This window comes from Acidovorax sp. 62 (assembly GCF_002754495.1).
Taxonomy (GTDB): Bacteria; Pseudomonadota; Gammaproteobacteria; order Burkholderiales; family Burkholderiaceae_C; genus Acidovorax.
Genome location: NZ_PEFJ01000001.1, coordinates 3,350,197 through 3,365,102, shown reverse-complemented (window position 1 = coordinate 3,365,102; position 14,906 = coordinate 3,350,197). Strand labels below are relative to the sequence as shown.

At 64.3% G+C, this 14,906-nt stretch carries 14 protein-coding genes; 8 read left to right on the top strand and 6 right to left on the bottom strand.

Translation table 11 applies throughout. The features are described from left to right. Nucleotides 1–83: 83 nt before the first annotated feature. Nucleotides 84–2,159 (bottom strand): ATP-dependent helicase, encoded by a 2,076-nt coding sequence (locus CLU86_RS15060; protein WP_099742180.1) that lies wholly within the window; start codon nucleotides 2,157–2,159, stop codon nucleotides 84–86. 350 nt (nucleotides 2,160–2,509) lie between these two features. Here CLU86_RS15060 and CLU86_RS15055 point away from each other — a divergent pair, with 350 nt between their 5' ends. The 8 genes from CLU86_RS15055 to CLU86_RS15020 all read left to right on the top strand — a co-directional run bounded on the left by CLU86_RS15055 (nucleotide 2,510) and on the right by CLU86_RS15020 (nucleotide 10,071). Next, complete coding sequence (locus CLU86_RS15055) at nucleotides 2,510–3,220, top strand: hypothetical protein (protein ID WP_099742179.1); 711 nt, start codon at nucleotides 2,510–2,512, stop codon at nucleotides 3,218–3,220. Continuing rightward, the gene (locus tag CLU86_RS15050) at nucleotides 3,217–3,786 is read left to right on the top strand and encodes an ATP/GTP-binding protein (protein ID WP_099742178.1); all 570 of its coding nucleotides are present in this window, start codon (nucleotides 3,217–3,219) and stop codon (nucleotides 3,784–3,786) included. Before CLU86_RS15055 ends, CLU86_RS15050 begins: the two co-directional genes overlap by 4 nt. Continuing rightward, entirely contained in the window at nucleotides 3,783–4,184 is a 402-nt protein-coding gene (locus tag CLU86_RS15045) for a roadblock/LC7 domain-containing protein (protein ID WP_099742177.1), read from the top strand. The genes CLU86_RS15050 and CLU86_RS15045 overlap by 4 nt, the downstream gene beginning before the upstream one ends. A gap of 114 nt (nucleotides 4,185–4,298) precedes the next feature. After that, nucleotides 4,299–4,658 carry a hypothetical protein gene (locus tag CLU86_RS15040; RefSeq protein ID WP_099742176.1) on the top strand — a complete coding sequence of 120 codons (360 nt, stop codon included), beginning with the start codon at nucleotides 4,299–4,301 and terminating at the stop codon, nucleotides 4,656–4,658. A 206-nt stretch (nucleotides 4,659–4,864) separates the two neighbouring features. Then, a complete protein-coding gene (locus CLU86_RS15035; RefSeq protein WP_369803824.1) occupies nucleotides 4,865–6,088 on the top strand; it encodes an ABC transporter substrate-binding protein in 1,224 nt (407 codons plus the stop codon). A 105-nt stretch (nucleotides 6,089–6,193) separates the two neighbouring features. After that, nucleotides 6,194–7,147 carry an AEC family transporter gene (locus CLU86_RS15030; RefSeq protein WP_099742175.1) on the top strand — a complete coding sequence of 318 codons (954 nt, stop codon included), beginning with the start codon at nucleotides 6,194–6,196 and terminating at the stop codon, nucleotides 7,145–7,147. Nucleotides 7,148–7,313: 166 nt separating this feature from the next. Further along, entirely contained in the window at nucleotides 7,314–9,272 is a 1,959-nt protein-coding gene (locus CLU86_RS15025; RefSeq protein WP_099742174.1) for a gamma-glutamyltransferase family protein, read from the top strand. Nucleotides 9,273–9,507: 235 nt separating this feature from the next. Beyond that, a complete protein-coding gene (locus CLU86_RS15020; RefSeq protein ID WP_099742173.1) occupies nucleotides 9,508–10,071 on the top strand; it encodes a midcut-by-XrtH protein in 564 nt (187 codons plus the stop codon). 30 nt (nucleotides 10,072–10,101) lie between these two features. Here the strand turns inward: CLU86_RS15020 and CLU86_RS15015 are convergent, their stop codons facing one another. The 5 genes from CLU86_RS15015 to CLU86_RS23075 form a co-directional block, all read right to left on the bottom strand. After that, on the bottom strand, nucleotides 10,102–10,374 hold the full coding sequence (locus tag CLU86_RS15015) for a cupin domain-containing protein (RefSeq protein ID WP_099742172.1): 273 nt from the start codon (nucleotides 10,372–10,374) through the stop codon (nucleotides 10,102–10,104). A gap of 293 nt (nucleotides 10,375–10,667) precedes the next feature. Beyond that, nucleotides 10,668–11,477: a hypothetical protein gene (locus CLU86_RS15010; RefSeq protein ID WP_099742171.1), complete on the bottom strand. Its 810-nt coding sequence runs from the start codon at nucleotides 11,475–11,477 to the stop codon at nucleotides 10,668–10,670. After that, nucleotides 11,478–11,858 carry a hypothetical protein gene (locus tag CLU86_RS15005; RefSeq protein ID WP_099742170.1) on the bottom strand — a complete coding sequence of 127 codons (381 nt, stop codon included), beginning with the start codon at nucleotides 11,856–11,858 and terminating at the stop codon, nucleotides 11,478–11,480. Between the two features lie 227 nt (nucleotides 11,859–12,085). Beyond that, nucleotides 12,086–14,218: a primosomal protein N' gene (gene priA / locus CLU86_RS15000; RefSeq protein ID WP_233195036.1), complete on the bottom strand. Its 2,133-nt coding sequence runs from the start codon at nucleotides 14,216–14,218 to the stop codon at nucleotides 12,086–12,088. 373 nt (nucleotides 14,219–14,591) lie between these two features. After that, entirely contained in the window at nucleotides 14,592–14,807 is a 216-nt protein-coding gene (locus CLU86_RS23075) for a hypothetical protein (RefSeq protein WP_143226715.1), read from the bottom strand. Nucleotides 14,808–14,906 lie beyond the last annotated feature (99 nt).

Below are 14,906 nucleotides of genomic sequence, written 5' to 3'. Positions count from 1 at the left end.
CAAAGCGGCTGATGCCAAAGAGCGGTGGAGTGGCAGGAGGGTGGAACGGAGCATGGCGTGGCTTTGCTGGGGTGCGGCACCGCTCAGGCGGCGGGTGGTGTGCCGGCTGCCTGCGCCTTCTTGGCGGCAAACTCGGCGCGCAAGGCTTTGAGCTTTTCGCGGGGGTCTTCGCGCACGGTGGTTTTGTCCAGGCCCATTTCGGCGATGAAGCGGCTGGGCTGCGCGGCCACCATTTCGCGGCCCTTTTTGCGGCGCTTGGTCCAGCTCACGGCCAGCGTGCGCTGGGCACGGGTGATGCCCACGTACATCAGGCGGCGCTCTTCCTGTAGGCGCTGCAGCGTGTCGTCACTTATCTTTTGCTGGCGGCCTTCATCGTCGTCGAGCTTGAAGGGCAGCATGCCCTCGGTCACGCCCACCAGGACCACGTGGGGCCACTCCAGCCCCTTGCTGGCGTGCAGGGTCGACAGCGTGACCATGTCCTGGTCCTTCTCGCGCTCGCTGATGGTGGACAGCAGCGCAATGGTCTGCGAGACCTCCAGCAGGCTCTTGGTTTCCTTGGCCACCACGGCGCCGGCCGTGTCGTCGATCTGGCCGCCCGCGCGCTGCGCCATCCAGTCGCAGAACTCCATCACGTTGCTCCAGCGGGCGGCGGCCACCTTCTCGCTGTCTTCGTTGTCGTACAGGTGCTGCTCGTAGCCGATTTCCTTGAGCCAGTCGTTCAGGAATGTGCGGGCATCCTCGGCGCCGTGCGTGCGGCGCGCGCTGTATTCCAGGTAATTGATGTAGCGGCCAAACTCATGCAGGCCGTCCATGGCGCGCTTGGGCACCGCTGCAGGCAGCATGCCGTTGAACAGTGCGCCAAACATGCTCTGCTTGTGCTGCGTGGCAAAGGCGCCCAGCGATGCCAGCGTGGTGTGGCCGATGCCGCGCTTGGGCGTGGTGATGGCGCGCAAAAACGCTGGGTCGTCGTCGTTGTTGATCCACAGGCGAAACCAGGCGCACAGGTCCTTGATTTCGGCGCGGTCAAAAAAGCTGGTGCCGCCCGACACCTTGTACGGCACGTTGGCCTTGCGCAGTGCTTTTTCAAACGGCTTGGCCTGGTGGTTGGCGCGGTACAGGATGGCAAAGCTCTTCCAGTCCGGAATGGGGTTGACCGAGGCGCGCAGGCTCAGGATGCGCGCCACGGCGCGGTCGGCTTCGTGCTCCTCGTTGTCGGCGTCCACCACACGCACTGGCTCGCCCTCGCCCAGTTCGCTGAACAGCGTCTTGGGGTACAGCTTGGGGTTGGGGCCGATCACGTTGTTGGCTGCGCGCAGGATGGCGCTGGTGGAGCGGTAGTTCTGCTCCAGCTTGATGACCTTGAGGTGCGGGTAATCGACCGGCAGCTTTTTGAGGTTGTCCAGCGTGGCGCCGCGCCAGCCGTAAATGGACTGGTCATCGTCGCCCACGGCCGTGAAGTGCCCGTCCTTGCCCACCAGCAGCTTGAGCAGCTCGTACTGCGTGGCGTTGGTGTCCTGGTACTCGTCCACCAGCACATGGCCCAGCGCCGCTTGCCACTTGGCGCGCACTTCCGGAAAGTCGCGCAGCAGGCGCAGCGGCATGCCGATCAGGTCGTCAAAGTCCACGCTCTGGTAGGCCGTCAGGCGCTCTTCGTAGCGCGCCATCAGCGTGGCGATGATGCGCTCGTTGTCGTCCGCCGCCTGCGCCAGAGCCTCCTCGGAGGTCAGGCCCATGTTCTTCCACTTGCTGATCACCCACTGCCACTGGCGCGCCGTGGCCATGTCGGTGGTGCCGCCCGAGGCGTCTTTGAGGATGCCCGTCACATCGTCGGCATCCAGGATGCTGAACTGGGGCTTGAGGCCCAGCACATGGCCATCTTCGCGCACCATGCGCACCCCCAGGGCGTGGAAGGTGCACACCAGCACATCCTTGGCGCGGCGGCCAATCAGGTGCTGCGCACGCTCGCGCATTTCAGAGGCCGCCTTGTTTGTGAAGGTGATGGCCGCAATGCGCTTGGGGTCCATCCCCTTTTCGATCATGTGGGCGATCTTCATGGTGATCACCCGCGTCTTGCCCGAGCCTGCGCCGGCCAGCACCAGGCAGGCACCGTCGGTGTAGTGGACAGCCTGGAGCTGGGCGAGGTTGAGACCGGCAGACATGGAGCGCTAGATGGGGGGTAGTGAGAGGGGGAGAGCGGACATGCACGGCAGGTGCAAGGGGGGCGAATGATACCCCGCGTTGATTTCAGGCAAGGGGCACATGCATCGGTGTTGCGAGCCGTGCAGTGCAATTGTCAACTAGGGTTGCCGCGCGCTCTTAATCCGTATTTACCCCAGCAATTTATCGTCAGCTGGCTTATTCTTTTGGAGTCTGTTGCAGATTGTGTCCGTTGCCGTTGTCGGACCCGCCACAAAGCAGTTGATGGCCGGGCTGACCTCTTATTGAGCGGCGCCATGCTCTTTCTGAGCCGGTTCTAACGCCCATTTGCAACCCCTCCACGAGACCTGGCATGAAAAAGAATTTGAGTGGCGATATTGCAACCGGTTTGCTGTCGCCGGCCCTGCGGGCCCGTTTTCTCGAACTGTTTTCCGTTGCATCGCGCAAGTCGGTGTTTGCCTGGCGCGAGGCCGCACTTTTGCGTGCGCAAGTGCTGGTGCTCGATGCCTCGGCGGGTCATATCGATCTGCCGCACTGGCCTCCGTGCGTCATCTGGGTGGGCGAGCAGCCCGCGCGCTGGATGCGGGCGTCCACCTGGGTGGGGCGCTTGCCACCGGACTACACCGTGGCCGACTTGATTGACATGCTGGACCGTGCCGCCGTCTTCTTGATGGACTGGAAGGCCCGCCAACCCCAACCCGCCTTTGTGCCCGTGGGCGCCCAGGCCCTGGCGACCGGCCAGGGCGCTGATGCCACGGCGCGTTACCGCCTGGCCAGCTGGGTGGCGCTGGCCGCCCCCTTCAACGGGCCCAGCTACCTGCGCGCCCTGGCCATGCTGGCCCGCGAGGCCGTGACGGTGGCTCAGCTGCAAGAGCATGGCGGCCTGGCACCTGAACAAGCGCGTGCTTTGCTGGTAGAGCTGCGCCAGCGCGGTGTGCTGCGCACCCAGGTGGTGGCTGCACAGCCGGTGGGCGTGCAACCTGGGCACCCCGCGCCGGGGGCGGGCCAGCGGCGCTTGGTGCAGCGCTTGACGCACTGGCTGCGTGGAGCCATTCGCACATGACACACCCTTCAACCCCCGCTCAGGGTCCCGGCGGCATGCACCGCATTGCCTTGCTGGGCCCCATGGGCATTGGCAAAACCACTGCCATCCATGCGCTGTGCGGCAGCGACATGGTCTCCACCGATGTGCCCAACCTCGACCGTGTGGCCCACGCCAAGGAATACACCACGGTGGGCGCCGAATTTGGCGAGATCGACCTGGGCGACGGCGAGCGCGTGCAGCTGTGCGGCTGCCCCGGGCAAGACCGGTTTGATTTCATGCGCCAGTGGGTCATCTCGGTGTCCGTGGGCATCTTCGTCATGGCCGACCTACACGCCCCGGACGCCCTGGAGCTCACCAGCGCCTTGCTGCACGAAACCGCGGCCGTGCCCTTGCCCCCTGTGACCCTGGTGCTCAGCGCCCGAGAGGCGTCGCAAGCGCAGATCGAAGCCTTTGCCGCAGGCCTGATGGCCGCGGGGCATGGCGTCGTGCCGGTGTTGCCCGTGGACGTCAGGGACCGAAATCAGATGTTGCAGGCCCTGGGGGTTTTGGTGACGATGTTGTCATTGCGTAACGAGTCTCTATGAAGCCATCCCACCCCTCTATCCCGGCGTCTTTGGTGACCTCTGCCAAGCAAGCGTTAGACAGCTATGCCGCTCCCATCGATGGGTTGCAGATGGCGCTGCTTACCACCCCCGACGGCTTTGAGATCGCTTCGCTGCGCAATCGCTCCGACCTGCAAGTCAACCGGCTGGCCGCTATGGCCAGCTCGCTCATGGCCATGGGCCGTGCGGTGGGGCGTGAGATCCAGGTGTCCAACTGCAACCGCCTCACTTTTGAGGCCGAGGGCAACGTAGTGGTCTTTCAGGCCATTGGCGGCGACTTTCCCTGCATTCTGTGCCTGGTGCTTAGGCCCGGGGCCGTGCTGGGGCGGGCGCTGTGGTCTGCCGGAGAAATCTCCCAAACCCTGGCTGGGCAGCGCTGATGCTGCGGGCCAGGCAGGCCGCTGGCCTGCGTTGAATTTGAGGGTCGGGCGTGGCGTTTCATTGGCAGCCACCGCCTGTTTCATAACAAAGCCAGTGCGATCAAAGGAAAGCAAATGTCCAATCTGAATGAATCCCTGAGCCAACTCATCGCTGTCGATGGTGCCCTGTGCGCCGCCATTGTGGACAGTGCAAGTGGCATGCTGCTGGGCAGCGCTGGTGGCGGCGTTGACATGGAGCTGGCTGCCGCTGGCAACACTGAAGTGGTCCGCGCCAAGGTCAAGACCATGCGCGCGCTGGGGCTGGACGATGTGATCGATGACATCCTGATCACCCTGGGCAAGCAGTACCACATCATTCGCCCCATGGCCAGCAAAGATGGCATCTTTATGTATCTGGTGCTGGACAAGTCCAAGGCCAATCTGGCCCTGGCGCGCCGCAAGGTACAAGAGGTTGAGAAGACCCTGCAGTTCTGATATTTGGGGTCTAGGTCTGTAACATTTGTTTGCACTCCCTTGCGGGAAATCCCGCTTGGGGGCTCTGGTGCTTGTCGAGATACTGCTTCGCACATCCCGGCATTCCAAAAATCAGAGAGAACAACACAGTGCAGGCCTTTCGCTTCTCCTTCCGTTTCCCTTCCTCCGTTTCTCGCTTTTCCCCCCGCCTTTCCAGCCCCCTGACCTTGCGGCCTGCCGCACCGGTCTCCCTGTTGCGTACCGCGCTGGTCGCTGCGGGGGCTGTGCTTGCGCTGGGCTGTGCCCCCTGGGCCCAGGCCCAGGGCTCGCATGTGCCTGTGCGCATCGGTGTGATCGGGCCGTTCACCGGTGCCTCGGCCGATTTTGGTGTGCCCATGCTCAACGGCATCAAGCTGGCGGTCGAAGAAATCAACGCTGTGGGCGGCTACATGGGCCGCCCGATGGAACTGGTGGTGAAAGACGACATGGCGGACCCCGCCCGGGGGCGCCAAGCCGCGCAAGAGCTGCTGTCTGAGAAAGTGTCTGCCGTGCTGGGGTTTTGCAACTCCGGCGTGGCCTTGAAGTCGCTGGATTTGTTCCAGCAAGCCAAAACCCCCCTGATCGTGCCTTGCGCCACGGGCTCGGCCATCACCAGTACCTACCCCGCCCCAGAGAGCTACATCTTCCGCGTGCAGGGGCGCGATGCGTTGCAGGCGCCCATGATGGTGGACGAGGTCGTCAAGCGCGGCTGGGACAAGGTGGCGATTTTTGCCGACACCACCGGCTACGGTGAAGGCGGCTACAAAGATGTGGTGGACGCCCTGGCGGCCAAGAACCTCAAGCCGGTGCATGTGGCGCGTTTTCCGCTGGGGGTGAAGGACCTGAGTGCGGAGCTGTCTGCCGCGCGCAATGCGGGCGCCAACGTGATCTACAGCTACACCGTCGGGCCAGAGAACGCCGTCATCGCCAATGGCAAGAAGGCCCTGGGCTGGAAGGTGTCCCAAGTCGGCCCCTGGACGCTGTCTTTCCCCTTCTTTCTGGACGGCGCCAAAGATGCTGCCGAAGGCGCGCTCACGGTGCAAACCTTTGTGGCCGAGCCCAGCAACGAGCGCCGGGCCTCGTTCCTGTCAGGCTACAGCCGCAAGTTCCAGCGCAAGCCCGCCGTGCCCATGGCCGCCGCCAACGCCTACGACGCCACCTACCTGCTGATGTATTCGTTCCTCGGTATCCGCGACGGCAACCTGACGGGCCAGGCCATCAAGGAATCGCTGGAAGGCAAGATGAAGACCTACTATGGCGTGGTCACCACCTACGACCACCCCTTCAGCGCCAGCGACAAAGACGCCATCACCCGCAACATGCTGGTGGTGGGCATGGTGAAGAACGGCGCCATCACCTTTGCCTACCCTGAGGATGCCAAGCGCAACCTCATCGTGCAGCGCAAGCAGTGACCCGGTGCCAGCTCTCGCCACCCGCGAGTCCACCCACCTGACTTTGCGCTGACCACCTCAGGGGCTGCAGGCCCCGGGGTCAGGCGCTGCAAGGACAATGCAAGCGTGCTGTCCGTCCTCACCATCACTTTCCCTTTCTTTGCCCTGGTGCTGTGCGGCTATCTGGCCGCCCGGCGGGGGGTGTTGCCGCAGCCCGCCATCCCGGGGCTCAATGCGTTTGTGCTGTTTTTCGCGCTGCCGTGCATGCTGTACCGCTTTGGTGCCAGCACGCCCATTGGCCAGTTGCTCGACCCTGCCGTCGCGGGCGTGTACCTGCTGTGTGCATTGGTCATGGTGGGGGCCACCGTGGCTTTGACCCGCAACGCACGCCTGGGCTGGAACGATGCCGCCTTTGGCGCGCTGGTGGCGGCCTTCCCCAACACCGGCTTCATGGGCGTGCCGCTGCTGGTGGCGCTGCTGGGCGCGCAAAGTGCGGGGCCAGCCATCGTCACCATCGTGGTGGACATGGTCATCACCAGCTCCCTGTGTATTGCGTTGTCGCGCCTGGATGGAGCGGGCACCCACGGCGTGGGCGTGGCGTTGCGCAGTGCCTTCAAGGGCATGGCCACCAACCCCATGCCCTGGTCGATAGCGCTGGGGGCGCTGGCCTCGGCCCTGCAGTTCAAGCTGCCCGGCCCGGTCGACAAAACGGTGGCCATGCTGGCCGATGCGGCGTCGCCCGTGGCGCTGTTCACCATTGGTGCGGTGCTCGCCCGCTCGCAAATGAATGCGCATGAACAGGTGCCTGCGCGCGACTACGTGCCCATCGCCCTGGCCAAGCTGCTGGTGCACCCGCTGCTGGTGTGGGGCGCAGGCACTGCGGCCATGGCCTTGGGGGTGCCGCTCACGCCCTTTGCGCTCACGGTGCTGGTGCTGCTGTCGGCCTTGCCCAGCGCCAGCAATGTCTCGCTGCTGGCGGAGCGGTTTGGCGCCAACAACGGGCGCATCGCCCGCATCATTTTGGTGTCTACCGCGCTGGCGTTTTTGAGCTTTTCTGCGGCTGTGGCCCTGCTCGCCTGAGTCCCCAGAACGGCCAGACACCAAAATGGTGCGGCTGGGGGATCGCAAACAGGTTCCGAGGGTTTTCCCTCGGTAGAGGCCCCGCACCCACGTCGGCACGCTTGTTGCGTCAAAATGTTTCCGCAGTGTGACACTGCAATCCGTTTTGACATCACAGGAGTCTGGAATGAAGAAAAAAGTGTGGCTTTGGGCGCTGACGCCCGTGGCCGTGGCCTTGTCGCTGTATGGGTGCGGAAGCGGCTCCGACTCTGACCTGATCGTAGACACCAACGCCCAGAGCTGTTCCATCGTCTCCAGCACGGGCGCGCCCGTGGTGGTGGGCTCGGGCCTGGCGGGCGACCCCGCAGCGCCCGAGGCTGCCTCGGGCTACCGCCTGGGCTACAAGGCCAAGCAATCCAGCAACTACATGGTGGTGGCCAACACCCCGCTGGCCACCAAGGCCGGATGCGACGTGCTCAAGGCCGGCGGCACCGCCGTGGATGCGGCCGTGGCCGTGCAGGCCGTGCTGGGCTTGGTCGAGCCGCAGTCCAGCACCATCGCAGGCAGCGCGTTCATGATGTATTACGACGCCGCCACCAAGAAAGTGGTGGCCTACGACGGCCGTGAAACCGCCCCTGCAGCCGCCACCGGTTACTACCTGGTGCGTCAGAACCAGGCCGACGCGTCGTCCGCCGCGCCCGTGCCCAGTGCCCGCCGCAGCGGCCGCTCCATCGGTGTGCCCGGTGTGATGCGCATGCTGGACATGGCCCACAAAGAACACGGCAAGCTGGCCTGGGGCCAGTTGTTCAATGAAGGCGTCAACCTGGCCACCAATGGCTACAAGATTCCGACCCGCATGGGTGACGCCATTGCCTCCAACGCAGCCAGCCTGCGCCTGGACGCCAACGCCGTGGCGGCCTACTTCAACGCCGACGGCACCCCCAAGACCAGCGGCACCGTGACCACCAACCTGCCTTATGCGCAGTCGCTGCGCACCATCGCGTCCGGCGGCGCAGAGGCCATGTACTCTGGCGCCATGGCCGATGCCATCGTGGCCAAGGCCGCCCAGTCGGTGGGCGATGACACGGCCAAGACGCCCATCACCCCCAGCCTGATGACCGTGGCCGACCTCAAGGCCTACCAGGCCAAGAAGCGCGAGCCCGTGTGCACCACGTACCGCAGCAGCTACTACATCTGCACCATGTCGCCACCTTCGTCGGGCGGCATCGCCATTGCGCAGTCGCTGGGCATTCTGGAGAACTTCGAGCTGTCCAAATACGGCCCGACCAACCCCGCCAACGAAGGCGGCGTGCCTAGCGTGATGGGCGTGCACCTGGTGTCTGAAGCCGAGCGCCTGGCCTATGCCGACCGCGACAAGTACGTGGCCGACACCGACTTCATCCCGCTGCCTGGCAACGGTGTGTCGTCCATGATCGACAAGACCTACCTCAAGCAGCGCGCCGCTTTGATCAACGCCGATGGCAAGTCCATGGGCACGGCCACGGCGGGCAACCTGGGCGATGTGCCACTGGGCGTGGACAAGACCGTGGAGAAGGGCACCACCCACTTCTCCATCGTCGATGCCTACGGCAACGTGGTGTCGATGACCTCCACCGTCGAGTCCAGCATGGGCTCGTACCACATGGTGGGCGGCTTTTTGCTGACCAACCAGCTGACTGACTTCTCGGCCCAGCCCGCAGACACCGCCGGTGTGCCCGTGGCCAACCGCGTGGCCCCTGGCAAGCGCCCCCGCAGCACCATGGCCCCCACGCTGGTGTTCAAGGGCACTGCGCCCGGCGACTTTGTCATGGCCACCGGTTCGCCCGGCGGCGGCACCATCATCCAGTACGTGCTCAAGACCGTGGTCGGCGCGCTGGACTGGGGGCTCGATGCCCAGCAGGCCACCTCGCTGGTGAACATTGGCGCCACCAACAGCGCCACCACCAACGTGGACGGTGCCAACACGGCGCTCAACCTCACGGGGCTGATCGACGGCCTCAAGGCCAAGGGCCACACGGTGAACAACGGCGCGCAGTCCAGCGGCGTGTCCACCATCATGCGCGTCAACCGCAACGGCCAGACCAAGCTCGAAGGCGGCGTAGACCCCCGCCGCGAGGGCATTGTGCTGGGCGACGGGGCACTGTGATGCCCGTGGCCCGATGACAGCGATGTGATCCAGGCCTGAACGAGGCTGCGGCTTTTGGGGCCGCTGCCCCAAGGCATGAACGGCGCACTGCCCAGGCAGTGCGCCGTTTTGTTTTGTGCGGCCCCGTGTCAATGATTCATTGCGTTATCCGCAGGTTTTGCTGGGTTGCCATTTGGTGCTTTGCACTTGGCGAGGGCGCTTTCAGAATCCGCCCTTTTTCAACGCTGGTGAACAAATGAAGCAATGGATGGTTTGGATGCGGCAAGGTGTGTTGGCCGCCGCTGCAGGGGTGATAGCGCAAAGCGCGAGCGCGCAATCGATGGGGACGGTGGCTTACTCACCGCTGGCTTCCCAAAGCGTGCCGACCTTGTCGGAATGGGCATTGATCGCCATGGCCGCAGTGCTGACGGCGTGCGCCTACCGCACCATGAAGCGCCAGGGCCATGCGGCCCTCAAGGTGTTGGCGGCGGGCCTGCTGGCCTGCGCGGCCTTTGTGGGCGCGCAGTGGAGCGCACCGGCCCTGGCTGTGATGGGACCTGCCGAGGTAGTGCTGGACCAGGCTGCGGGAGGGATAGGCCACCTTCCCCATAAGACCGCTTTGTTTTTTGGTGACCGCTTTTATGTCTACACCGTCCAGAACACGACGAGCCAGCCCCAGCGCATCACGGCGCTGACGCCTGCCACAGGCGGGCAGTTCAAAGTGCCTACGGGGTACTCGCCGCAATGCACAGTGGGCCTCATCTTGCAGGCGAACGAAGTGTGCTACCTGCGGTTGTACAACGCTTCCATGCCCAGTTGACGGCTGCCTGAGCAGAGGGCCGCCAGCCCTTTAACCCGCCTTGCGCCCCACCAGATAGGTCACGCCCTCGGGGCCATAGTGCTCGGTGTGGGGCTCGTGGGCGGGCAAGTGAAAGATGTCACCGCTGCGGTAGGTGCGCTCAGTGCCATGTGCGGCGATGCGGATCTCGCCCGCCAGGATCAAGGCCATGGCCTCGAAGGGGTGGGTGTGCTGGGCCAGCATGCCGTGGGCTTCGCGCTGCACGGTGACTGGAGGCTCAAAGCCTTGCACGGCAAGGGTCTGGGCAAATGCATCGGGGGCCATGGTTGTCTCCTCTGGGTCTTGAATGGGTTTTGACTGGAGGTTGGTGTGGTTTTGCTACTGTTTTTATAGCTTCTAGCGCTTTCTGTGAAAGCGCTAGAGCCGAAATTTACTCAATAAACAGACGGCGCTGGCGGTGTTTGGCTCTGCGCCGTGAAGGCGCTCAAACCGTCCGCAGGCCCACATCCACCAGCCAGCACACCGGGCACCATGTGCCCATGGTTTTGTCATCAGGGCATTTTCAATCACATCGCACAGGGGCCCTTGCACAGGGCGGTTGCTGTTTGAACAGGTTCTTAGCAAGCCCGCTGCACCGATTCCACCAGGGCCTGCCGGGCGTGGTACAGCGCATACGTGGTTCCTGCCCAGATTGCCCCTTCGACGCAGAGCTGAAACAGAAAACCCGGCTTGTACATGCGCGTGGCCATGGTGTACAGCGCCTTGGGCACGATCAACAGGGGGACTGCCAGCGAAGCGGCATAGGCCATTGCCTTCCAGTCTTGCAGATAGGTGCCCATGGCGGTTTTGGGATGGCAGCGGAGGATGGCGCCGTGGCGCTGCCAGTCGCCATAGGCCTCCAGCAGCATCATCACGTTCAGAAAGCTGAAGACCGCCATCGGCACCAGCCAGAGAAGGAGCAGGCTCATATCAGACGGGTTCCAACTGGCTTCGTCGGCCCGCTCGGCTTTCTGCTGCGGGCTGTCATTGCGGCGCATGCCTTCGGTGCGGATCACCTCCTCGGCCGCGTCCACGGCCAGGTCCAGCCAGTGAGTCCATGTGCGCACACGGGGCTGCTGCCCCAGTGCAGCGGCGTAGACGCAGGCGTCGTCCACGCACACCTGCTGCTCGGGCGTGATGCGGTGGCTGGGCAGATACCAGTCCGGGGACTGGTGCGGCAGCCGAACCACAAAGACGGTGGTGGTGACGTACGTCTCTTGGAACATGCCCGTGGGCCGGTGGTCAAGCTCGATGGCCATCCAGTCATAGCCCCGGTGCTGGCCTTTGACGATCCATTCAGGCCGCACGCCAACCAGGCCCAGCCGCTCCCACAGCGGCGCCGAAAAGCTGGCCAGCAGACCGCTTGGCGGCCTCTCTTTGACGGCCATTTACAGTTTCTCCAGATCGGCATCGTCCTGTGCCGTGCGCATGGCCTGGAGCCCCACAGACAGGGCGAGGGCGGCGCACAGGAGCAGGTTCCACGGGCCAGGCACGCCAAACACGGCAAAGCCAGCCCCGATCACTGCCAGCACGATGGCCATGCGCAGCCAGGGCAGGCCCTCGCAGAGCCTGAGGATAAAACCCAGAGCCAGGTAGATGGCGGCCAGCATCAGCGGCCACCCGAAGATGCTGTAGACCATCAGCACCGCCAGGCCTGTCCCTTTGGCTTTGATGAACCACGATGCCCAGATCCAGTTGGTCGCCAGGGTGGCCACTGCAACGGCGATGGTGGTCCACAGCGGGGGCAGGAGGTTGGTGTAGTAACGCATTGGGGCAGGGATGGACGGTGTCCGGAGTATGTACTGTGGTGGCGGTGTCCGGGAGTGTCCTGGGGCGTGCTGCCTGTGGTGTCAGATTTCAGCCCCTGCCCAGCCAGGGGCTACCGGCAGTAGCGCCGTGCAATACCTTCGATAAGCGCCCTCTTGGATCCGCGCAGTTGGCTGTTCCGCCTATCGATTGAGCGCTTCTGCCCCCTGGACATTGCCGCAAATGCAGCTCAAATCGTCAGCGGGTCCACATCCACCAGCCAGCGCACCAGGCCCTTGTGCTCTGGCTGGCTGCGCGTGGTTTGCAGCACGGGCTGCCATGCGGCCAAAAAGCGCTGCAGTGCGGTGCGGCTGCTGCTTTCCATCAGCATCTGTGCGCGCTCTACATTGGCCACGCGCTGGATGGTGAGTGGCACGGGTGGGAACAGGGTCACCTGCTCCAGCCCAGGCAGGCCCGCGGCGTGCGCGGCTGCGGTGGCTGCACTCAAAAAGCCCTGGGCCACCTCCTGCGTGCGGGCATCGGACCGCACCAAGGCCTGGTAGGCAAACGGGGGCATGGCGGCCTCTTGGCGCTCTTTCAATTGCTGCGCGGCAAAGGCCTCGTAGTCGTGCCGGCGCAGCGCCTCAAACACGGCATGGTCGGGGTGAAAGCTCTGCACCCACATCTCGCACGGCGTGCCTTGGGCGGCCATGTAGGCGGCGTCGCGCCCGGCGCGGCCTGCGGCCTGCATGAGCAGCGCAAACAGCCGCTCGGGCGCACGAAAGTCGCTGCTGAACAGCGCGCCATCGGGCTGCACGGCGGCCACCAGCGTGATGCGGCGAAAGTCGTGGCCCTTGGCAATCATCTGCGTGCCCACCAGCACGTCCACCTCGCCCGCGTGCACCTGGGCCAGTTGCGCCTCCAGCGCGCCTTTGGCCTTGGTGGTGTCGGCATCGATGCGGGCCACACGGGCGGCGTTGCCGTCAGCGCGTTGCACGTTGCGCAGCAGGGCGGCCAGTTGTTCTTCCAGCTGTTCGGTGCCTCGGCCCATGGGGTGGATGTCGGGGCTGCCGCAGCTGGGGCAGTGCGCTGGCACGCGCACCGTGAACCCGCAGTGGTGGCAGCGCAGGGTGCGGTCGGTCTTGTGGAACACCTGGTGCGCGCTGCAGTGCGGGCAGTCGCTTTTCCAGCCGCAGTCCACGCAGTGCAGCACGGGCGCGTAGCCCCGGCGGTTGAGCAGCACCATGCTCTGCTCGCCGCGCGCCACGCGTTCGGTGATGGCCTGCAGCAGCGGCGCGCTGAACACGGCACGCCGGGGCTGCTGGTTCATGTCCACCCGCCGCACGCGGGCCAGTGCGCCCGCGCCAATGCGGCTGGGCATGTGCAGTCGCACATAGCGCCCGCCCTCGGGGTCTTCGGGCGTGGGCGGGCGGCTGGCGTGCCAGCTCTCTAGCGAGGGCGTGGCCGATCCCAGCAGCACCTTGGCGCCTTGCTCGCGCCCACGCCAGATGGCCAGGTCGCGCGCCGAGTAGCGGGCGCCTTCTTGTTGTTTGTAGCTGGGGTCGTGCTCCTCGTCGACCACGATGAGCTTGAGCCCCGGCAGGCTGGCAAACACGGCCATGCGTGTGCCCAGCACAATGCGCGCCGCGCCACTGTGCGCGGCCAGCCAGCTTTTGAGGCGCTGCGGGTTCGTCATGCCGCTGTGCAGTGACACCACGGCGCCCGCCCCAAAGCGCGGGGCAAAGCGGCCCACAAAGCGTTCTTCGAGCTGGGGCGTCAGGTTGATTTCGGGCACCATCACCAGCGCCTGGGCCGTGGCGTCGGCCTCCAGCATCTCTTGCACGCAGCGCAGGTACACCTCGGTCTTGCCGCTGCCGGTGCTGCCAAACAGCAGAAACGGGCCTTTTTCTGCAGAAATTCGGGCCCTGGCGCTTTCCTGTTCAGCGCTAAGTGCTATGTTTTGTATAGCATTTTGTGGGTCGCCCAACTCTTCTGTTGTTCCTACTTTTCCCGCTTTCCCAGTCTCTTTGGCCGGGCGGCGCAGGCGCCGGGCCAACTGCTCGGGTTGGAGGTCGCGCAACTGCGGGGGCAGGGCGGCCAGGGCCACTTCGCCCAGCGCACGCTGGTAGTAGCGCGCCGCAAACGCCACCAGGCGGCGCCAGTGCGCATCCAGCGGCGCCACACCTTCCAGCACGCCCGCTAGTGAGCGCAGAGTGGCGCCATCGGGCAGCTCGCCGGTGGCCTCTTCGGCGTCCCACACCACGCCCAGCACCTCGCGGCGGCCCAGGGGCACGCGCACCAGCGTGCCCGCAGGCAAGGGTGCGTGGCTGGCGTAGCTCAGCAAATCCACAACGCCGCTGTGCGAGGGGGTTTGCAAAGCCACTTGGACAATGAATGGGGCGGGGGCAGACAAGGCGACGGTGAGATGGGATGAGCGAGACGCTTGATTGTCGCTGCCAGTGCCTGCGGGTAAGAGCAGGTTTCAAGTTCACAGACGATTCACAAGTCTTCCAGTCTTTCTGTGGATAACTTTGTTGAAAGCCTGTAGCCACCCGCGCTAAACCCGCATGGCGTAAGGCTTTCAACAGAATGCCCAGTAAATGGGCAGCGCAGAAAAAATCCTTATGAATCAATCATCTGAACGAATTTTGCGGGTTTTTTCTGTGCTAGTGCCTGGGCTGGGTGGGTGTGGCTGCCGTAGCGGGCGCCGTGTGCATAAGTCAGTGCGGGGCTGGCGTCAATAGCGTTGGCCCCGGTCAATTTGTGCTAGCGCCGTGCGGTGAAATTCCTGCTTCAGATGCACTGTGCGGGCTAAATGGTTGATTTTTCAAGGGTTTGCGAGAAATCCCAAATTTCTGTGGATAACTTTGTTGATATCCGCTGTGTACCGCGCGCCAGCCCCGTGAAATCGGGCCTTTCAGTGGTTTGCCCATGAAAAAGGCAGTGGTGTCGATGTGAATAAAATCAACCACTTAGCGATGCCTTGGCGATTTTTTCCAGAAAATTGCGCCGGATCAGAAAAAAGAGGCTGGGTGCGGTGCACCTGTGCGTAGGTGCCGCGTCGTGCACTG